Origin of the sequence: Pseudomonas sp. WAC2, from assembly GCF_030403525.1 — a bacterium.
GTDB lineage: Bacteria > Pseudomonadota > Gammaproteobacteria > Pseudomonadales > Pseudomonadaceae > Chryseomonas > Chryseomonas luteola.
This window is the reverse complement of record NZ_JAUEPD010000008.1, coordinates 247,939-268,043: the sequence shown is the minus strand read 5'-3', so window position 1 is coordinate 268,043 and position 20,105 is coordinate 247,939. Positions and strand designations below refer to the sequence as shown.

Sequence of the window (20,105 nt, the reverse complement as noted above, 5' to 3'; positions counted from 1 at the left end):
TTTGTTTCTGCTCTCCTTACGCCTTCAGACCTGACGATCCGGAGGCCGAGCCCTGCGCGGAATGCATGCCTGTCTCTACTAGGGTCAGCCTCGGCTTAGCCGATTCAGTCGCCGTCGACTCGCCGAGAGGAAGCGTCACGCTGAACGTAGCCCCCTGCCCTTCGATGCTGCTGACGCCTATCGTGCCACGGTGCGCCTTGACGATCTGATCGGCGATATAAAGCCCCAAGCCCAGCCCTGCAACGCCTTCGCTTCCACTAGCGCGCTCAAACTGGCGGAAAATACGCTCCTGATTCTCAGGCGAGATACCGATACCAAAGTCCCGTACGCTAAGTACAGCACAGCCGTCCTTGACATCCAGTTTCACATGAACGGGCTTGCCTGCACCGTAGCGCATGGCATTGGTAAGCAGATTGGCAACAACCTGCTCGATTCGGAATTCGTCCCACTCCCCTTCGATGTATTCGGGAAGCTCTACCGTGACGTCACAGCCAGTCGCGTTGAGTTGCGGCATGAAATTTTCGACGATACTGGAAACCAGTTTCACCAGGTCGAAACGGGAAGGTCGAATAGACAACTTGCCCGTCCGGATACGGGATACGTCGAGCATGTCATCGATCAGACGTACCAGCTTCTGTACCTGACGCTCGTCCCGCTCGACCATCTCCATCAGCTTTTCAGGCGTAAAAGCTGCCATGTTGTTCTTGCCCAGGTAGATCTTGCGCAGCTGGGCTTCAAGAATCAGAGTATTGAGCGGGGTCTTCAGCTCATGAGAAACGATAGACATGAAGTCGTCGCGCATCCGCACCGCATGCTGCAATTCAACTTGCGTCTGGCGCAGCTCGGCCAGCAGCACCTCCTGCTCCTGACGGCTACGCTCAAGCGCCTCAAGCTGACGCCGCATGCCCTTGCGGTGCCGGTACAGGTCCACGAATACGCTGACCTTACTCTTGACCGCATGGATGTCGAGCGGCTTGTAAAGAAAGTCTACAGCTCCGCTCTCATAGCCTTTGAAGGCATAGTTGCGGTCATGACCGGCAGCACTGACAAAGACGATTGGAATATGTTTGGTCTTCTCAGTGCTTCGCATCATTTCGGCAAGCTCGAAGCCGTTCATGACCGGCATCTGCACGTCCAGAATGGCAAGCGCAAATTCGTGCACGAGCAATAGCTCAAGCGCAGCCTCGGCAGAACCTGCTTTGAATACAGAGAGGTCCTCGTGTTTCAACAACGCCTCAAGTGCCAAAAGATTCTCTGGAAGATCGTCAACGATGAGAATCTTTGCTGTATTCACTTCTTTAAGCATTGTTCTGTTCCAGCTCGACGAGCAATGTATTAATGTCTCTGACAGGCAAAACGAAATCAGGAGTAAACAACTTGAGAGCAGCTTCCGGCATCGTAGGCACGAAGGCTTCAGCCGGATCCTGAACAACGGTCAACCCACCGGCACGGTGGATCGCTCTCAAGCCTGCCGCGCCGTCCTCATTGGCTCCGGTCAGTAGAACACCACAAAGGTGCTCGCCAAATACGTCTGCAGCACTTTCGAACAATACGTCGATTGAAGGCCGCGAAAAGTGCACACGCTCTTCCCGGCTCAGGGAGAGCGTTTTGTCCTGTTCGATCAGCAGATGGTACCCAGGCGGCGCAAAGTACAGCGTGCCAGGGTGCAGCGGTTCCTTTTCATCTGCTTCCTTGACGTCTATCTCCAGACGCAGCCGGAAAATTTCCGCTAGTTTACTGTCCTTGTCCTCGGGCATGTGTACTACCACGACGATAGGCAGGCGAAAAGTTTCGACCAAGCCGACCAATAGTACACTAAGTGCTTGTAGCCCACCCGCGGAAGCGCCTACAACAATTGCTTCAATTTGCCGCTGCGGCAGCGAAAAGAGGGTATCCGGCCCTTGTTTCATGACGATTATAACCGCCTGAAAAGTCGTTCTTTTTTGACGACCGGTTCGAAATGACCCGCATAGGCAGAGAAATCGAGCGACTCCTTGCTGCCGAGTCCGAGAAAGCCCCGGTGGCACAGCGACTCATGAAACAAACCGAACGCGCGATTCTGCAAACCCTTGTTGAAATAGATCAGGACATTTCGGCAAGAGATGAAGTGTGTCTCGGAAAACACCATGTCCGTAGCCAGGCTATGGTCGGCAAAGGTGACATTGGCCATCAGTGACTTATCAAACAGCGCCCCATCATAGGCGGCTGTGTAATAGTCGGAAAAGGAGCTCTTGCCGCCGGCTTGCTGATAGCTTTGTGTGTATTTACGCACCCGCTCTAGCGGAAAGACGCCCTGCCGGGCACGATCCAGCGATTGTGGATTGATATCGGTGGCGTAAATCAACGTACGGTCCAGCAGCCCCTCTTCCTTGAAGAGGATGGCCATGGAATAGACTTCTTCCCCCGTACTGCAACCAGCAATCCAGATCTTGAGCGATGGATAGGTCTTGAGCACGGGGACCACGTGCTCTCGAATGGCCAGATAATAGGTGGGGTCACGAAACATCTCACTGACCGGAATCGTCAAGAACTGGAGCAGCTCGCTGAACAGCTGCGGATCATGCAGCACGCGAGCCTGCAGCTCTGAAATGGTTTCGCATTCAAACTTCGACATCGCATGGAGCACTCGGCGCTTGAGCGAAGCGCCGGAATAGTCCCGAAAGTCGTAGCTGTATTTGAAATAGATACCCTCGATGAGCAAGCGCAGCTCAATATCCAGGGTACGGTCGGGACACATGGTTACAGCTTCTCCAGTGACGGCATCCATACCCTGATTAATGAAAACAGCCGGTTCAGATCGACAGGCTTGGCCAGATAGTCATTGGCACCGGCACGCAGACAACGCTCCTGGTCGTCCTTCATGGCCTTGGCAGTAATGGCAATAATGGGTAGTTTTTGCAGGTAAGGAATCTTGCGAATTTCCTGCATGGCCTGATAGCCGTCCATCATTGGCATCATGATATCCATGAGTACAAGGTCGATACCTTCGATCGTTTGTACCTTCTCCACCGCCTCAAGACCATTGCGAGCGATTTCGACGATTGCTCCCTTCTGCTCGAGCGCACTGGTCAGGGCGAAGATATTGCGTACGTCGTCATCTACCAACAGGAGCTTGCGACCTTCGAATGCCTTGTCGCGGCTACGGGCAGTCTTGAGCATTTTCTGACGCTCAGGCGGCATGTCGGCTTCGATCTTGTGCAGGAAGAGTGTGACTTCATCCAGCAGACGCTCGGGCGAACGGGCTCCCTTGATGATGATCGAGCGCGAGTACTTCATCAGGTTCGCTTCTTCGTCACGGGTCAGACTGCGCCCGGTATAGACAATGACCGGCGGGAAGGAGCAGATTTCCTCATTGGCCATGCGCTCAAGCAGCTCGTTGCCTTCCATATCGGGCAGCTTGAGGTCGATTACCATGCAGTCGTAGATATTGTTGCGCAGCAGCTCAAGCGCTTCCTGGCCAAGCTCTACTGCCGTGATTTCCACATCCGAATCACCGATGAGCTTGGTAATGCTGTCGCGCTGTAGCGCATCGTCTTCGACCAGGAGAATGCGCTTCATCTTCTGCGAAAACTTGGCTTCGAGTCGACTGAAGACGGTCTTGAGCTCATCACGGGTGGTAGGCTTCATGGCATAGCCAACGGCCCCCATGTGCATGGCTGCTTCGACCCGATCCTCGACCGACACCACATGCACCGGAATATGCCGTGTACGGGGGTTTTCCTTGAGCCGCTCAAGCACGGTAAGGCCTGAATGGTCGGGCAGGCGCATGTCCAGCAGGATGGCATCCGGCGTGAACTCGGTTGCGATGTCGAAGCCTTCATCAGCCCCGTGCGCCACTAGGCAGCTGTACTTCAGCTCATGGGCCAGATCGTAAAGAATACGCGCGAATTGCGGCTCGTCTTCAATCACCAGCACCTTGCGATCCGGGAAGGGGAAGCTTTCGCGGTCGTCCGGGAATGGTCTCGGTCGGGCCGGACTTATTTCGTCAGCCGTCACTGGCGCCGATGACGGCGCGGCAGCAACGGATGCAGCAACCGCGACTGGAGCTGGCGCCTCGCTGGCAGGACGCGGTGCGGGAGCTGCCTGAACACGGGAAGCAGGTGCGTCGGCAATGAGTGGCTGCTCATATTGCAGTGGTAGGCGCAAGGTGAAGGTACTGCCCTGCTGCGGAACGCTCTGTACTTCAATGGAGCCCCCCAGCAGCTTGGCCAAGTCGCGGGAAATGGAAAGTCCCAGACCGGTACCGCCGTAACGACGGGTCGTTGCGCCATCGGCCTGACGGAAGGCTTCAAAGATGACTTCCTGCTGATCTGGCGCAATCCCAATGCCCGAGTCGGTGACCGCGAACGCGACCTGATTCTGGTCGAGCGTCACCTTGAGCGTGACGCCGCCTCGCTCGGTAAACTTGAATGCATTGGAAAGCAGGTTTTTGAGAATCTGTTCGATACGCTGCCGATCCGAGTACACAAAGCCAGGCAGATCGTCGGCAAGATCCACCGTGAAAGACAGCTCACGGCTATCGGCCACGGGATTGAACGAGTTTTTCAGGGTGTCGACAACACGCTTGACAGACACCTGCTCAGGCCTGATTTCCAGCATGCCTGCCTCGACCTTGGAAATGTCGAGGATATCGTTGATCAGGTTGAGCAGGTCATTGCCAGCAGAATAGATGGACTCTGCAAAGCGGACCTGCTCGGCAGTAAGGTTCGCATCCGTGTTATCGGCCAGCAGCTTGGCCAGGATAAGCGAGCTGTTGAGCGGTGTCCGTAGTTCATGGGACATGTTGGCCAGGAATTCGGACTTGTACTGGCTGGCACGCTCAAGCTCGCGGGCCCGCTCTTCCAGTTCAGTCTGCGCTGCATTGAGCAGGCTGTTGCGCTCGTCCAGCATGTCGCGCTGCTGTTGCAGCTCATGGGTCTGCTCGGAGAGCTGCTCGTTGGTCTGTTCAAGCTCCGCCTGCTGCTGCTCGAGGTGCGCCTGGGATTCCTTGAGCGCACGGGACTGCTCTTCGAGTTCTTCGTTGGCGGTGCGGAGCTCTTCCTGCTGTACCTGCAATTCTTCGTTGAGCTGCTGGGTTTCAGCCAATAGCTTTTGCAGGCGCTGACGGTATTTACCGGACTCGATGGAGGAACCAATCGCCGAGGAGACAAGCTTGAGCAACTCGGTATCCCGCGCTTCCAGACTGCGGGTAAAGCCGAGCTCCACCACACCATTGACCATACCATCACTTTCAATTGGTACGATGAGGGCCGCTGCAGCAGTAGTCTCACCAACAGCCGAGCTGACCTTCAGATAATCACGCGGCAGATCCTTTAGCTCAATGATGCGCGACTCCAGAGCCGCTTGTCCCACCAGGCTTTCACCCAGGGCCAGCGTGCGTCTCGTGGAAAGGTTCTCTTCGCTCAATGCATATTCGGCTACGCGCTCCAGCTTGCGGTTATCGTCCTGGACGATATAGATCGCCCCCGCAGAAGCGCCCAGATAACGGGCCAGGAATTGCAGGATGCTTTGCCCTAGCAGAGGCAGTGTCTGCTGGCCAATCACCTGTTCGGAGAGCTGCATCTGTCCAGCACGGTACCAAGCCTGCCGTTGCATTTGCTCGGCATGATCGAGCTGCTGATCCAGCGCTGTGGTGTAGGTATTGGACAAGCGCGTCAGTTCACGGCGCCCCAGGAAGGCCAGCAGACCGCTCAGCAAGAGGCTAACACACAGAAATGACGCAACAATGATGATGGTGGCCTGACTGGCCGTTGAACTACGCTCGGCTCGTTGCTGCTGCTCCAATGCAATGAAATCATTGAAGTCGCGACGGATAGCATCAATCAAGTCTTTGCCTTCGCCGTCGCGTACGTGCTTCATGAAGTCGCCGTTCTGCTGATTCAACGCGATCATTCGTGTCGCATATTCGCGCCAGGAACGATGCAAGCTTTCAATGCGCTCAAGCCGACGTAGCTGGACTTCGTTATCTGACACCAGACTTTTCAGCTCATCCAACTGAGGCTGAAACGTAGCCTGTGCACGCTGGTAGGGCTCAAGAAAGGATTGATCATCACTTAGCAGATAACCCCGCATACCTGTTTCCAGATCTACCGCGAGCCTGAATACATTGTTACTGCTACTGATAACCCGATCGGTATGCTCGATCCACTGGTTTACGGAAAGAAGGTAATAAACGACAGCAACAAAGAACGCCGAAGTAAGAAAACCGATCCCTAATGGCAGAGTCAGGTTACGGCTCAGGATTCGACGAAAGCTTTGCTGATCGACAGGCGACTCACGATTCATGCGTTACTCAATATCAGTCATGAATGAAAAAGCGGCCACCTGCTGCAAGGCAGCCGCAGTACGGCAAGCATGCACGAAAAAACGGAAAGCGAAGCGGCCCGCGTTCAATTAATTCAATCGCGAGCCGGATTATCCATTGACTAGACTAACGTCGAGCAATGATCCAGACAGCATGAATAATGCCTGGAATATAGCCCAAAAGGGTCAGCAGGATGTTCAACCAGAAAGCGCCTCCGAGACCAACCTGGAGGAAAACGCCTAGGGGCGGAAGGATGATGGCGCAGATAATTCTGATCAGGTCCATTTGCAAGCTCCTCGTAACAGGCCGTCGAAACAGCTATAAGACCTATTGCACGGGAGTCGGTTCCTCGAATGCCAGGCAGAAAAAACCCCGCCGTAGCGGGGCTTTGCAGACTATGGAGGATTTCCGTATCGGGCACCGTCCTGGTGCAGTCCTCTAACTCCCTGTTTTAACTGGGGCGCTTCCTGCGCTGAACTCGATAGCTGAATGATATTCCCTATAAATGTAGGGTTAATAGAGCCAAGTCATGCAACATCCTGTAAGTATTTGCTTACATCAGAACTGTGCGGCCTCCAGCTCATACAGCACGCCGCTGCCTGCCCTTACCGAAGCCGTCAACGAATGAATGCGAGGCAGCAGTCGGGCAAAGTAGAACCGCGCCGTTGCGACCTTGCTACTGCGCAGCTCGGCATGATCGCTTTGCAATGCGGCTTCAGCCATGCGCGCCCACAGGTAGGCATAGGCGGTATAGCCCAACACATGCAGGTACTCTACCGATGCTGCACCTATCTCGTTCGGATTGGTTTTGGCCTCGTTCATGACCCACTCGGTCAGGGCATCCAGGTTATCCAGCGCTGCTCGCAGCGGTTCGGCAAACTCGGACGACTTGCCATTCAGCATTTCGATATAGGCTCTGATCTCTTCCGAGAAAGGCCGATACAGGCTTCCCGCCGATCCTACGACCTTGCGCCCCATCAGATCCAGCGCCTGGATACCGTTGGTGCCTTCGTAGATCTGGGTAATACGAACGTCTCGTACCAGCTGCTCCTGCCCCCATTCACGAATGTACCCATGTCCACCAAAGATCTGCTGGCCATGCACGCAAATCTCGAGTCCCAGATCTGTCAGGAAAGCCTTGGCTACAGGAGTCAATAGCGCCACCATGCCTTCGGCACGTGAGCGCGCCTGACCATCGTTGCTGAACTTGGCGATATCGAGCTGCATCGCAACATAGGTGGAAAATGCACGACCGCCCTCGTTCAAGGCCTTCATGGTCAACAGCATGCGACGTACGTCAGGATGAACGATGATAGGGTCAGCCGCCTTGTCGGGCGCAGAAGGGCTGGTTGCCGCGCGGCTTTGCAGGCGCTCTCGGGCGTACTCAACGGCACTCTGATAGGAACGCTCCCCTGCTCCCAGTCCTTGAATGCCTACGCCCAGACGTTCGTAGTTCATCATGGTGAACATGGCAGCCAGCCCTTTATTGAGTTCACCGACCAGATAACCTTTGGCGCCATCAAAGTTCATTACGCAGGTACTGGAGCCATGAATACCCATCTTGTGCTCGATGGAGCCGCACGCCAGGGTATTGCGCTCGCCAAGACTGCCGTCCTCATTGACCAAGACCTTTGGGACGAGAAAAAGTGAAATGCCTCTGGAGCCGGCGGGTGCGTCCGGGAGCTTCGCGAGCACCAGGTGGATGATGTTTTCCGTCAGGTCATGCTCACCGGCGGTAATAAAGATCTTTGTACCGGTAATGGCATAACTGCCATCCGCCTGCGGTTCGGCACGGGTGCGGATGATACCCAGGTCTGTGCCAGCATGGGGCTCGGTCAGGCACATGGAGCCTGCCCATACACCGGAATAGAGGTTGGGCAGATACCGCGTTTTCAGCTCTTCGCTAGCATGGGCATGGATGGCCAGGCAACCGCCTGCCGTGAGCATGGGGTACAGGCCAAAGGATAGATTGGCCGCATGGACCATTTCCTCGACCTGAGCAGAAATCACCTTGGGCATGCCCATACCGCCGTACTCAGGATCACCACCTACGCCTACCCAACCGCCTTCGGCATAGACGGTATACGCCTCCCGGAAGCCTTTTGGCGTAATCACCTTGCCCCCATCCCAACGGCAGCCCTCTTCATCCCCATTGCGGTTGAGTGGAGACAGAGTGCGGGCAGCCACCTTGGCCGCCTCTTCCAGAATAGCGTCGGCCGTCTCGGTATCGACCCGTTCCGCCAGCTCAGGTAACTGCTGCCACGCCTCCTGCACCCTGAACACATCGTTGAGCAGGAAACGGATATCACGTAGGGGAGCTTGGTAGTCAGCCATGGGGCAATCCTCCAGCAGAGGCGCAGGGTATCCGGCGCTTTTTTATGAGTATTCCCTGAGTGTAGCGAACACGCCAAAAGGGCCATAGGTTCATGATGCGACCAGACAGTCAGCTTCGGTCACCCACCTGATCCTTGCTTGAGCCAACGAAAAAGGGACGCTGTTAGCGTCCCTTTTCAAGGCTTTTACAAGCCTGCCTTGGCTTTCAATCGCCACTCGTGAAGCAGCGGCTCGGTGTAACCGTTAGGCTGTTCGCGTCCCTTTAGAACCAAGTCCCGGGCGGCCCGGAAGGCATAGGACGTTTCGAAGTTGGGCGCCATGGGGCGATACAGGGAGTCACCTGCGTTTTGCTCATCCACGATACGGGCCATCCGCTGCAACGTTTCGATCACCTGTGCCTGATTGGTTACGCCGTGGCGCAACCAGTTGGCAATATGCTGGCTAGAGATACGCAGTGTGGCGCGGTCTTCCATCAGGCCGACGTTATGGATATCCGGCACCTTGGAGCAGCCGACACCCTGGTCTACCCAGCGCACGACATAACCCAGAATGCCTTGGGCGTTGTTGTCCAGCTCCTGCTGAATCTCCTCGGCAGACCAGTTGGCAGACTCGACAACTGGAATGGTCAGCAAATCGTTCAGAATGCTGTCACGGGCGGCGTTGACATCGACCTGCTCCAGTTCTTGCTGGATCGCCTGCACATCGACCTGATGGTAGTGCAGCGCATGCAGGGTCGCAGCCGTAGGCGATGGCACCCAGGCGGTATTGGCGCCAGCTTTGGGATGACCAATCTTTTGCTCCAGCATGGCGGCCATGAGGTCAGGCATGGCCCACATGCCCTTACCAATCTGGGCGCGGCCACGCAGCCCGCAGGACAAACCAACCAGGACGTTGTTGCGCTCGTAGGCAGCGATCCACTTGCTTCCTTTCATGTCGCCCTTGCGCAGCATCGCACCCGCTTCCATGCTGGTGTGCATCTCGTCACCGGTGCGATCCAGGAAACCGGTATTGATAAAGGCCACGCGGGAAGCCGCCTCGGCAATACAGGCCTTGAGGTTGACGCTGGTACGGCGTTCCTCATCCATGATACCCATTTTGATCGTGTCGGCAGGCAGTCCCAGCATGGACTCGACCCGTCCAAACAATTCAGCCGCAAAAGCCACTTCCTTCGGTCCGTGCATCTTTGGCTTCACGATATAAATGGAGCCGGTACGGGAATTGCCACGGCGCGCCAGATCATGCAGGGCGATGGTCACAGTCATCACGGCATCCATGATGCCTTCAGGAATCTCCTGACCATCGGCATACAGAATGGCCGGGTTGGTCATCAGGTGACCGACATTACGTACGAACAGAAGCGAGCGGCCGTGCAGCGACAGGCTCTCACCGTTGGCCGCCTTATACTCACGGTCCGGGTTGAGCGTACGCGTGAAGCGCTTGTCACCCTTGGTCATTTCTTCGGCCAGATCACCTTTCATCAGGCCCAGCCAGTTACGGTAAGCCAGGACCTTGTCCTGTGCATCCACAGCAGTAATCGAGTCCTCCAGATCCATGATGGTGCTGACGGCCGACTCCATCAGGATGTCCTTCACACCAGCACAGTCGGTCTGGCCGATCTGGGAGTGACGATCGACCTGAATTTCAAAATGCAGGCCGTTGTGCTTGAGCAGAATGGCCGATGGTTCGGACGCATCGCCCTGATAGCCGACAAAGGCGGACGGGTCGGCCAGCTCGCAGGCCCCATTTTTCATATCTACCACGAGACGACCACCGTCGACCCGGTAGCACGTCGCCTCTTTATGGGAGCCTTTGGCCAGCGGAACGGTCCGGTCCAGGAAGTCGCGGGCGTAAGCGATAACCTTGGCTCCGCGAGCGGGGTTGTAGCCCTTGGCTTTCTCGGCGCCTTCGTCTTCTGGAATGGCGTCGGTGCCGTAGAGTGCATCGTAAAGCGAGCCCCAGCGCGCATTCGCAGCGTTTAGGGCATAACGCGCATTGAGCACCGGTACAACCAGCTGCGGACCAGCCTGCTGCGCGATTTCAGTATCGACATTGGCTGTGGTCGCCTGGACCTTCTCCGGCTGCGGCAGCAGGTAGCCAATGGACTCTAGGAAGCGGCGGTAGGTTGCCATGTCCTTGATCGGGCCAGGATTGGCACGATGCCAGTCATCCAGCTTTGCCTGGATCTGATCACGCTCGGCCAGCAGTGCCTGGTTACGCGGTGCCAAGTCATGCACCAGAGCATCGAAGCCTTGCCAGAAGACTGCGCTGTCGATGCCAGTACCGGGCAACACTTGCTCCTCGACAAAGCGATGCAAGGAGGTGGCTACCTGTAAGCGATGGCAAGAAGTGCGTTGAGTCATGTCGTAATCCCTGTGTTCTTCTTATCGGTTCAACCCAAAACAGCCGCAGCACCCGCTTTGGCCACCTGTGCATCCTGATCGGCCTTGACGCCTGAAACGCCTACCGCGCCGACGACCTGTCCCTCGACCATGACCGGTACACCACCCTCCAGCATGCCAGTCAACACCGGCGCGGACAGAAAAGCGGTGCGTCCGCCATTGATCATGTCTTCAAACCCTTTAGACTCACGGCGCCCCAGGGCTGCGGTCCGGGCTTTTTCCGTAGAGATGTAGCCGCTGGTTGGCGCGGCATTGTCAAGCCTGAGCAGCGCCAGCGGATGTCCGCCATCGTCCACTACCGCAATGGAGACGGCCCACTGGTTGCGCTCGGCCTCGGCGCGTGCGGCCTCCAGGATGCGATTCACTTCAGTGACGGTCAGGACGGCTTTGCTTTGCATGCAGATTCTCCACGTGAGGATGGTAGGGTTCGGAATTCAGAGCGGCATCGACAATCTCGATCCAATGTCGGACTGGTGTACGACTAACACCGCCCAGATGGGTCTGGCAACCGATATTGGCGGTAACGATCAGATCGGGCTGCCCACTCTCGAGCGCGGCGAGCTTGTTGTCTCGCAACTGACGAGACAGCTCCGGCTGAGTGAGCGAATAGGTGCCGGCAGAGCCGCAGCACAGATGGGCGTCTGGCACCGTCGCCAGCGTATAGCCCAGACGCTGCAAGACCTCCTCTACAGCGCCGCCCAGCTTCTGGGCATGTTGTAGGGTACAGGGGCAATGAAAGGCCAACCGATGATCCGCACTCACCACCAGCCGCTCCAACGGCTCGGCACGAACCACCTCGACGATATCCTTTGCCAGCTCGGATACCCGGCGGGCCTTGGCGGCATAGGCGGGATCATCCTTCAGCAGATGACCGTAATCCTTGACGAATGCGCCGCAACCGCTGGCCGTCTGCACAATTGCCTCCGCGCCTGCTTCCACGGCAGACCACCAGGCATCGATATTGCGGCGGGCACGGTCAAGTCCGTCATGCTGGGCATTAAGGTGAAACTCAACGGCGCCGCAGCATCCTGCTCGCGGCGCATCGACTACGCTAATCCCCAAGCGATCCAGCACCCGCGCCGTTGCAGCGTTGGTGTTGGGCGATAGTCCTGGTTGAACACAGCCCTCCAGCATCAACACGTGTCGCTCATGACGTACCGCCGGACGCTCTCCCGCGGGAAGCGGATCGGCAGGAAGCTTGCTCTTTAGCGCATCCGGTAAGAGTGGGCGCAATGTTTGCCCTGCACCCGCCAGCGTCTTGAATAACGCAGGACGCGGTAGCACGGCGCGCAAGCCGGCCCGCAGGAGGCGCTCACTCATGGGGCGAGGCACGCGGCGCTCCAGCTCGGCACGACCGATATCCAGCAGATTGTGGTAAGTCACGCCGGACGGACAGGTCGTCTCACAGTTGCGACAGGTCAGGCAGCGGTCCAGGTGCAGTTGTGTTTTCGTTGTTACGGGTCCGCCTTCCAGCATCTGCTTGATCAGGTAGATACGCCCGCGAGGGCCATCCAGCTCATCGCCCAACAGTTGATAGGTCGGGCAGGTCGCGTTGCAGAAGCCGCAGTGTACGCAGCTACGCAGTACGCGTTCGGCCTCCGCTGCCTGCGGTAGGCGACGTGCTTCTTCACTTAGTATTGTTTGCATTACAGCTCCGCATACAGTCGACCAGGATTGAACAGCCCATGCGGGTCCATTTGCTGCTTGAGCTGACGCTGATATTTGAGAAGCGCAGGTGCCAGTGGGTGGAATGGCTCGCGCGTGATATCAGGCGTGAAACAGGTGGCATGCCCCCCGACCTGCTCGACAAGAGGCCTGAGCGTGGCGGCATCCATATCGCTTTTCAGCCACCGCTGGGCACCGCCCCAATCCATCAGGACCGAGCCGGGCAGCTCCAATACAGGGATGTGATTGGGTAGCGACAGGCGCCACAGTGGACGTGGATCAGCGAAAAATTCCAGTCGGTGCTCGCGCAGATCAGTCCAGTACGCAACGGACAGGTCTTCACCTCCAATGCGATCCCGAGCGGCCGCGACAGAACCCTCACCGCCCTCCAGACGAATATGTAATGCGCGGCCATCATGGCAGGCCCCTGCCAGCGGAATGGCCTGGCGCTCCCACTCGGCCAGCTTGCTCAGCGCGCGCGGGGCATCCAGCTCCAACCTTAGACGGGTACACGTCCGCGGCCTGGGCAGAACCTTGAGAGACACCTCGGTGATCAGTCCCAGACAACCAAAGCTCCCAGCTAGCAGGCGAGACAGGTCATAGCCCGCCACGTTCTTCATGACTTCACCGCCAAAGCGCAGGTGCTTGCCCTCGCCTGTGATGACCCGGGTCCCCAGAACGAAATCCCGTACCGAGCCTACCCAAGGCCGACGCGGGCCGGAAAAGCCCGTCGCAATCATGCCGCCTACCGTCGCGCCCGGGCCGAAATGCGGCGGCTCGCAGGGCAGCATCTGGTCGTTGGCTTCCAGCGCAGCCTCCAACTCAGCCAGTGGAGTGCCCGCCCGCACCGTTACTACAAGCTCAGTGGGATCATAGGTAACGATGCCTCGGTGGGCGCGCACATCGATTTCCATACCGTCTACCGGTCGGCCCAGGTGACGCTTGCTGTCGCCGCCCCGGATGCGCAGCGGCTGACGTTGTTCAATAGCCTGCAGCACTTCGTCCTGAAGCGTCTGAGAAGCATCATGGGAAGCAGTCATGGCGTCCATCAAAAGCGCTCCAGTTCAGGAAAAGGCAGCTTGCCGTGATGTACATGCATGCCGCCAAACTCAGCGCAGCGGTGCAGCGTCGGCACGTTCTTGCCCGGGTTGAGCAATCCCTTCTCATCAAAGGCTTTCTTGACGGCGTGAAATAACGTCAATTCATCAGGCTTGAACTGCGTACACATGGAGTTGATCTTTTCTCGCCCTACGCCATGCTCACCGGTGATGCTGCCACCTACCTCCACACACAGGTCGAGGATCTTGCCGCCCAGCTCTTCTGCGCGCTCAAGTTCGCCCGGCTGATTGGCATCAAACAGGATCAGCGGATGCATGTTGCCGTCCCCGGCATGGAAGACATTGGCAACCCGCAGGCCGTAGTGCTCGGACAGATCCGCAATTCCTTTGAGAACGCCCGGCAATGCACGGCGGGGAATGGTGCCGTCCATGCAGTAGTAATCGGGAGAAATCCGGCCTACTGCCGGGAATGCGTTTTTGCGGCCTGCCCAGAATTTCTGCCGCTCGGCCTCGTCCCGGGCCAGCCGAATCTCGGTGGCCCCGGCCCGCGCCAGGACATCACGAACGCAATCGCAGTCGGCATGAACGTCAGACTCCACCCCATCCAGCTCACACAGGAGGATAGCCTCGGCGTCCACCGGATAGCCTGCATGGATGAAATCTTCCGCCGCTCGAATGGAGAGGTTATCCATCATTTCCAGACCACCAGGAATGATGCCTGCAGCGATGATATCGCCGACTGCTCGACCGGCTTTTTCAATATTGTCGAAGCTGGCCATCAGCACCTTGGCCGTTTGCGGCTTGGGCAGGAGCTTGACGGTCACTTCCACCACCACACCCAGAAGTCCTTCCGAACCCGTGAACAAGGCCAGCAGATCAAACCCGGGCGTGTCCAGCGCCTCACTACCCAACGTCAGACGTTCTCCCTCGATGGTCACAATGTCGACCTTCAGGATGTTATGCACCGTAAGTCCATACTTCAGGCAGTGCACCCCCCCTGCGTTCTCAGCCACATTGCCGCCAATAGAACAGGCGATTTGGGAGGATGGGTCAGGTGCGTAATACAGCCCATACGGGTTGGCTGCCTGGGAAATCGCCAGGTTGCGCACGCCGGGCTGAACCCGTGCACGGCGCGCATCCGGGTCAACCTCAAGGATCCGATTGAATTTCGCCATGACCAGCAGCACGCCCTGCTCCAGCGGCAGAGCACCACCGGAAAGCCCTGTCCCTGCTCCCCGCGCAACGACCGGGACGTTACGCTCATGGCAGAGCCGCATTAAGGTCTGCACCTGCTCAATGGTATTCGGGAGCACGACGGCCATGGGCGTCGTGCGGTATGCCGACAAGCCATCACACTCGTAGGGTTTCAGGTCTTCGCGTGCGTGGAGGAGCTGAACGCCGGGCAACGCGGCCTCCAGTGCCTTAATCAGACTGGCCTTATCGATCTTGGGCAGTACGCCATCGACGCGTTCGTCATACAGGATATTCATTGCCAGAGTACCGATCTTGTTGTTTTTGTGCCGGAGGGCCTGGGCCTTTCAAGGCTACGTGCTTTTCTTTTACTCCCCGTTTGCCAAGACGTCTATGCCACTAAAAGCTGGTCAGACCAGTTTTTTAATACTCAGCCTTAGCCGAAAGTCTTAACCCCACAGGCGCCATGCACCTTGACGAAAGACCAGGCACTCATGCCCACTAAGCCTTTATCAACTGGTCAGACCAGAGCCATGAGCACTCTTGAAGTCACTAAGCGAAGACAGGTTGCCGACGCTGTAAGCGAGCAGATCGAACGACTGATCGTCGATGGCGTATTAAAGGTCGGGCAAGCCCTGCCCTCCGAGCGTCGCCTGTGCGACAAGCTGGGGGTTTCGCGGGCGGCCCTGCGTGAAGGACTCGGTGTGCTGAGAGCAAGGGGCATCATTGAAACCAGCCAGGGCCGCGGCTCCTTTGTAGCTCGCCTCAGCGCCTCGAATGACACCAGCCCACTGCTGCACCTGTTTGGCAGTCAACCCCGTACGCTCTTCGACCTGCTCGAAGTGCGCGCCCTGCTCGAAGGAGAAGCCGCCCGGTTGGCAGCCTTGCGCGGTACAGAGGCGGACTTTGTGTTGATTGGCCGACGTTATCAGGCGCTGTGCGAGGCTTGTGAAAACCCGGAAGCGTTGGACGCAGATACCCATGCCCGATTGGACCATGCGTTTCATCTTGCCATCAGCGAGGCATCACACAATCCCGTCCTGGTGCATACCCTCCAGTCGTTGAATGATCTGCTGCTCGGATCGGTGTTTGCCTGTATCGCCAACCTCTATCACCGCCCGCCGCAACGCAGGCAGATCGACCGCCAGCACACCCGCCTCTATCAGACTGTTACCCAGCGTTTGCCCGATCAGGCCCGTCGCGCGGCGCTCGACCATATCCACAGTATTCGTGACAATCTGCGGGAGATCGAACAGGAAGAGCAACGTCTGGTTCGCGCAACAATGCGACTGGAGGGATGGGTCTAACCATTCGGGCAGGTTTATTGCCCTATAGCCATTATTGCGACACAGCTCACGGTAATATGCGGTCTAGTTCGGCACTCTCCGCGCCCTGTTCTTCACGGAAAGAAGGCTCAGCAGGATGCTGGACGCAAATGAAAGCCACATCACCCTTTCGCTCGACGGCCTGTCGACAGACCTGCAGGTCCTGAGCTTCGAAGGCCACGAAGCCCTCAATCAGACGTATCGTTTCGATATCGAACTTGTCAGCGAACAGCCTGATCTCGATCTGGAAAGCCTGCTGCACAAGCCGGCCTACCTTGCTTTTGGCCCTAGCGGCTGCGGTGTTCACGGGCTGGTCTACCGCGCCGCTCAAGGCGACTCGGGCAAGCGCCTGACGCGCTACCGTGTCAGCCTTGTGCCTCAACTGGCCTACCTGGCGCACCGCGTCAATCAGCGTATCTTTCAGCAGCTTACCGTCCCCAAGATCATCGAAGCGATCCTCAAAGAGCATGGCCTGTTCGAAGGAGCTTACCGCTTCCAGCTCGGCAAGACGGTCTATCCACCGAGGGACTACTGTGTTCAATACGATGAGAGCGACCTACATTTCATCCAGCGTCTCTGTGAAGAAGAAGGCCTGAGCTACCACTTTCAGCACAGCAGCAGTGGGCATGTACTTGTATTTGGAGATGATCAGACTGTCTTCCCCAAGCTCTCATCTGTGCCTTATCAGCAAGACTCTGGCTTAGCGGCTCAGCATGAAGTCGTTCGCCGTTTCGGTGTACGGTTGGCGACGCGAACCAGTCGGGTTACACGCCGCGATTACAACTTCGAGAAGCCACGCCTGTTGATGGAGGCAGCCTACCAGGGTCCGTCCTCCCCTGATCTGGAGGACTATGACTATCCGGGCCGCTTTACCGATCGTACTCGGGGCAAACACCTTGCCCAACGCGCATTGGAACGCCATCAGTCTGATTCACAACTCGCAGAAGGACAAAGCGACGCGGGTCTGGTCAGCGGGCACTTTCTACCGTTGACCAGCCACCCCCGCACGTCCTGGAATGCGCTCTGGCTTATCCAGGAAGTCCTCCATGAAGGAAGACAGCCTCAGGTGTTGGAAGAGTCTGTCACCAGTGACGTCTCTAAAGAGGATGGTTTCACCCAAGGCTACCGCAACCGCTTTACCGCTACCCCATGGGACGTCCCCTACCGCCCGGCTCTTGAGCATCCCAAGCCCTCTGTTTTGGGTAGTCAAACGGCCATCGTGACCGGCCCCCAGGGCGAAGAAATCCATTGCGATGAATACGGTCGCGTAAAGGTCCAGTTTCACTGGGATCGTGAAGGCCAGGCCAATGAACAGACCAGTTGCTGGCTCCGTGTAGCCAGTAATTGGGCCGGTGACCGCTACGGCGGCATCGCCATTCCCCGTATTGGGATGGAAGTGCTGGTGACGTTTCTTGAGGCTGACCCTGATCAGCCCTTGATCACCGGCTGCCTGTATCACAAGGAAAACGTCGTCCCGTACGACCTGCCCGCCAACAAGACGCGCACCGTCTTCAAGACCTTGAGCACTCCAGGCGGTGGCGGCTACAACGAGCTGCGCATCGAAGACAAGAAAGGTCAGGAACAGATTTATATCCACGCCCAGCGAGACTGGGACGAGAACATTGAGCACGACCAGAAAATTCGCGTCGGCCATGAGCGCCACGACCGTATCGAGGCGAATAGCTACACGGAGTTCAAGGCTGAAGAGCACCACACGACAGACCTGGACCGTAAAACCGAGATCAAGGCTAATGACCACCTCACGGTGGGCCAGAATCAGCACATTAAGCTGGGTAACGGGCAATACATCGAGACCGGTAATGAGATCCACCTGTATGCCGGAAGCAAGGTCGTTATCGAAGCAGGCCTTGAACTGACCGCCAAGGCAGGCGGCGCCTTCATAAAACTCGATCCCAGTGGCGTTACGTTGATGGGAGCAGCGGTAAACATCAACTCAGGTGGAAGCCCTGGTATCGGTTCCGGCATTCAGATCCTGGGGCCGCTTGCTCCATGGGCAGCGGATAGTGATAAGGCGGGGAAACTACCCAAGCTAGCACTAGCCAATGTACAACTGCAAATGGCTATAAGGGCCCGGCAGCTAGGTGCAAGCCGTTGCCCAATATGCGAGGCATGTCGTGAAGGTGTGTGTGATATAGGACATTCAGCAAGATGAGCCCCGTCTATTCGTGGATCCAAACCCAAATAAATAAGCAGCGATCGCTTTATTTAATTATTGACTCATTAGCCGAACCTAACCCTATACCGGAGCTATTCGGATCAGGGGCCATCAAGGAATACGCCAATCTTTACCAGGGCACGTCTTATGAAGAGCTTTCTGCCATCGCACCTTGGCTAATCAGAATTGAAGACATGGGCAACGTAGCTATTCAACGTCTAATTCAACATCCAGAAAGGGACTGGGGTTGGTTAGCCTGTACAGAATTCCATGAATTTTCTGCTATAAAAAAACACTTACAGGCCAGGATAGAAATACATGAAGATGAACAAATATCCCTTTACCGTTTTCAAGACCCCCGCGTAATAGCTAGAAGCCTCGCCTATTTGAAACATGAACAAGCTCCTTATCTTCTAGGACCCTTTGAAAGTGTTTTATATTGGCACTCGGAAAAATGGAAAGAATATAACAATCCAAACCCTAGCCTCTCTCAGTTACCAGAAGCGCCTTTCCCTTGGCTCTATTCCGAACCAGACGAGATAAAGCAAGAAATTAATATCCTAAACTTGGAACAGTGGCTATGGGAAAACCAACCAGCCGAAACAACAGAGCTGGCCAAGAAACTAAATATTCGCACATGGCTGAAAGATTGTTTAACTAAAGTTGAAATCTACCAATGGAAAGATGCATATCAGCTATTTTTCCTGCTTATGCACAACAGATTAAACCAGCTCAATCACCCAGCCTGGGAGCCCCTACCAGACGAGCTTCCCTTAGCACACTTTAATCGCTGCCAGAGCTTCTTCAGGCCTCAAGAAAAATGAAAAATTTTATTCTACTTTTAATTCTATCAGCCCTTACATCTTGTTCTTGGGTTGGCACTTTCATAAAGGAAGGCGCTATTAGTAGTGTCAGTTATTCTAGTAGCAAGCACTTTGATCTAACAGGCAAAATCCCTGAAAACTACTCTTTTCAAACTACTGCCTACTACCAACAGAGCGAACCAGCCACCTGCACTTTTTATAGTGTGGGAATGGGCGGCTATGTTCCTCGCACTCACATTGAGCAACATCGAGCAGAATACAAAGACAAGCCACAGGACTTTAGCTATCGGATACCACTGTCGTATCACGAGGCCGGATGCGAAATGAAGTTGGTGAATGTAGATCTAACCGTGTTCGCTAAATACAGTCCCAAAGATGGGGATTTTGGTCGCGATGGTGGACGAATAGGTGTTTATACAAATTTGCCGGAAACAGCTAAGCATTTTCCTGCCAGCGGAAGGCTGAGTTTAAAGGGAAAGTGCATGTGGCTATTTCGGCTAATGGGTAAAAACGACGTATTCACTAAAGGCCTTGTATGTCATGGCGCTGACGAAAACTGGCAAGTACCTGACGACTATGACAAACGTGACGGCGTAGGCACTTCGGTAAGACGCGATGAGCTTGACGGAAAAACCATTAATGTTGAAATCCAAAACTCTAAAGAAGAGCGTCCATTTTTCAGAGGATCTTGGTTAAAAACAGAATCTGGTTGGAAGCCCTGTATTGAAACAAAGAAATATATAAGATGCCAAACCCCTCCCACTTTTAGGGAATTCATTATGGACGGCCGCGTGTGTACGGTCTATCCGAACTGCACGGAATAAAACTC

At 56.1% G+C, this 20,105-nt stretch carries 15 protein-coding genes; 4 read left to right on the top strand and 11 right to left on the bottom strand.

Annotation, left to right across the window (positions count from 1 at the left end; all coding sequences use genetic code 11):
- Nucleotides 1–16: 16 nt before the first annotated feature.
- From QWJ10_RS18020 to glcD, 11 genes are all read right to left on the bottom strand, one after another.
- Nucleotides 17–1,306, bottom strand: coding sequence for a hybrid sensor histidine kinase/response regulator (locus QWJ10_RS18020; RefSeq protein ID WP_010795992.1), 1,290 nt, complete (start codon nucleotides 1,304–1,306; stop codon nucleotides 17–19).
- Nucleotides 1,299–1,910 (bottom strand): chemotaxis protein CheB, encoded by a 612-nt coding sequence (locus QWJ10_RS18015; RefSeq protein ID WP_019367533.1) that lies wholly within the window; start codon nucleotides 1,908–1,910, stop codon nucleotides 1,299–1,301. Before QWJ10_RS18015 ends, QWJ10_RS18020 begins: the two co-directional genes overlap by 8 nt.
- 5 nt (nucleotides 1,911–1,915) lie before the next feature.
- Nucleotides 1,916–2,737 carry a protein-glutamate O-methyltransferase CheR gene (locus QWJ10_RS18010; protein WP_289928600.1) on the bottom strand — a complete coding sequence of 274 codons (822 nt, stop codon included), beginning with the start codon at nucleotides 2,735–2,737 and terminating at the stop codon, nucleotides 1,916–1,918.
- A gap of 2 nt (nucleotides 2,738–2,739) precedes the next feature.
- Nucleotides 2,740–6,285: a response regulator gene (locus tag QWJ10_RS18005; RefSeq protein ID WP_197871418.1), complete on the bottom strand. Its 3,546-nt coding sequence runs from the start codon at nucleotides 6,283–6,285 to the stop codon at nucleotides 2,740–2,742.
- Nucleotides 6,286–6,430: 145 nt separating this feature from the next.
- Nucleotides 6,431–6,589, bottom strand: a complete 159-nt coding sequence (locus QWJ10_RS18000) for a YqaE/Pmp3 family membrane protein (RefSeq protein ID WP_010795996.1) — start codon at nucleotides 6,587–6,589, stop codon at nucleotides 6,431–6,433.
- Nucleotides 6,590–6,862: 273 nt separating this feature from the next.
- Complete coding sequence (locus QWJ10_RS17995; RefSeq protein ID WP_289928596.1) at nucleotides 6,863–8,638, bottom strand: acyl-CoA dehydrogenase C-terminal domain-containing protein; 1,776 nt, start codon at nucleotides 8,636–8,638, stop codon at nucleotides 6,863–6,865.
- Nucleotides 8,639–8,823: 185 nt separating this feature from the next.
- Nucleotides 8,824–10,998: a malate synthase G gene (locus QWJ10_RS17990; RefSeq protein WP_289928594.1), complete on the bottom strand. Its 2,175-nt coding sequence runs from the start codon at nucleotides 10,996–10,998 to the stop codon at nucleotides 8,824–8,826.
- Between the two features lie 29 nt (nucleotides 10,999–11,027).
- Entirely contained in the window at nucleotides 11,028–11,435 is a 408-nt protein-coding gene (locus QWJ10_RS17985; RefSeq protein ID WP_289928592.1) for a heme-binding protein, read from the bottom strand.
- A complete protein-coding gene (gene glcF, locus QWJ10_RS17980) occupies nucleotides 11,404–12,684 on the bottom strand; it encodes a glycolate oxidase subunit GlcF (protein WP_289928590.1) in 1,281 nt (426 codons plus the stop codon). The genes QWJ10_RS17985 and glcF overlap by 32 nt, the downstream gene beginning before the upstream one ends.
- Nucleotides 12,684–13,742 carry a glycolate oxidase subunit GlcE gene (gene glcE / locus QWJ10_RS17975; protein ID WP_289928717.1) on the bottom strand — a complete coding sequence of 353 codons (1,059 nt, stop codon included), beginning with the start codon at nucleotides 13,740–13,742 and terminating at the stop codon, nucleotides 12,684–12,686. Before glcE ends, glcF begins: the two co-directional genes overlap by 1 nt.
- A gap of 8 nt (nucleotides 13,743–13,750) precedes the next feature.
- On the bottom strand, nucleotides 13,751–15,250 hold the full coding sequence (glcD, locus tag QWJ10_RS17970; RefSeq protein WP_289928587.1) for a glycolate oxidase subunit GlcD: 1,500 nt from the start codon (nucleotides 15,248–15,250) through the stop codon (nucleotides 13,751–13,753).
- A gap of 234 nt (nucleotides 15,251–15,484) precedes the next feature.
- Between glcD and glcC the strand changes: the two genes are divergently transcribed.
- From glcC to QWJ10_RS17950, 4 genes are all read left to right on the top strand, one after another.
- Nucleotides 15,485–16,258, top strand: coding sequence for a transcriptional regulator GlcC (glcC, locus tag QWJ10_RS17965; protein WP_010796003.1), 774 nt, complete (start codon nucleotides 15,485–15,487; stop codon nucleotides 16,256–16,258).
- A 115-nt stretch (nucleotides 16,259–16,373) separates the two neighbouring features.
- Nucleotides 16,374–18,449 (top strand): type VI secretion system tip protein VgrG, encoded by a 2,076-nt coding sequence (locus tag QWJ10_RS17960; RefSeq protein WP_289928583.1) that lies wholly within the window; start codon nucleotides 16,374–16,376, stop codon nucleotides 18,447–18,449.
- Nucleotides 18,446–19,276 (top strand): DUF4123 domain-containing protein, encoded by an 831-nt coding sequence (locus QWJ10_RS17955; RefSeq protein WP_289928581.1) that lies wholly within the window; start codon nucleotides 18,446–18,448, stop codon nucleotides 19,274–19,276. The genes QWJ10_RS17960 and QWJ10_RS17955 overlap by 4 nt, the downstream gene beginning before the upstream one ends.
- Entirely contained in the window at nucleotides 19,273–20,100 is an 828-nt protein-coding gene (locus QWJ10_RS17950; RefSeq protein ID WP_019364492.1) for a hypothetical protein, read from the top strand. Before QWJ10_RS17955 ends, QWJ10_RS17950 begins: the two co-directional genes overlap by 4 nt.
- The last annotated feature ends 5 nt before the right edge of the window (nucleotides 20,101–20,105 follow it).

Coding starts and splice junctions, on each gene's coding strand:
- QWJ10_RS18020 (WP_010795992.1), bottom strand. CDS start 1,306: ATGCTTAAAGAAGTGAATACAGCAAAGATTCTCATCGTTGACGATCTT.
- QWJ10_RS18015 (WP_019367533.1), bottom strand. CDS start 1,910: ATGAAACAAGGGCCGGATACCCTCTTTTCGCTGCCGCAGCGGCAAATT.
- QWJ10_RS18010 (WP_289928600.1), bottom strand. CDS start 2,737: ATGTGTCCCGACCGTACCCTGGATATTGAGCTGCGCTTGCTCATCGAG.
- QWJ10_RS18005 (WP_197871418.1), bottom strand. CDS start 6,285: ATGAATCGTGAGTCGCCTGTCGATCAGCAAAGCTTTCGTCGAATCCTG.
- QWJ10_RS18000 (WP_010795996.1), bottom strand. CDS start 6,589: ATGGACCTGATCAGAATTATCTGCGCCATCATCCTTCCGCCCCTAGGC.
- QWJ10_RS17995 (WP_289928596.1), bottom strand. CDS start 8,638: ATGGCTGACTACCAAGCTCCCCTACGTGATATCCGTTTCCTGCTCAAC.
- QWJ10_RS17990 (WP_289928594.1), bottom strand. CDS start 10,998: ATGACTCAACGCACTTCTTGCCATCGCTTACAGGTAGCCACCTCCTTG.
- QWJ10_RS17985 (WP_289928592.1), bottom strand. CDS start 11,435: ATGCAAAGCAAAGCCGTCCTGACCGTCACTGAAGTGAATCGCATCCTG.
- glcF (WP_289928590.1), bottom strand. CDS start 12,684: ATGCAAACAATACTAAGTGAAGAAGCACGTCGCCTACCGCAGGCAGCG.
- glcE (WP_289928717.1), bottom strand. CDS start 13,742: ATGACTGCTTCCCATGATGCTTCTCAGACGCTTCAGGACGAAGTGCTG.
- glcD (WP_289928587.1), bottom strand. CDS start 15,250: ATGAATATCCTGTATGACGAACGCGTCGATGGCGTACTGCCCAAGATC.
- glcC (WP_010796003.1), top strand. CDS start 15,485: ATGAGCACTCTTGAAGTCACTAAGCGAAGACAGGTTGCCGACGCTGTA.
- QWJ10_RS17960 (WP_289928583.1), top strand. CDS start 16,374: ATGCTGGACGCAAATGAAAGCCACATCACCCTTTCGCTCGACGGCCTG.
- QWJ10_RS17955 (WP_289928581.1), top strand. CDS start 18,446: ATGAGCCCCGTCTATTCGTGGATCCAAACCCAAATAAATAAGCAGCGA.
- QWJ10_RS17950 (WP_019364492.1), top strand. CDS start 19,273: ATGAAAAATTTTATTCTACTTTTAATTCTATCAGCCCTTACATCTTGT.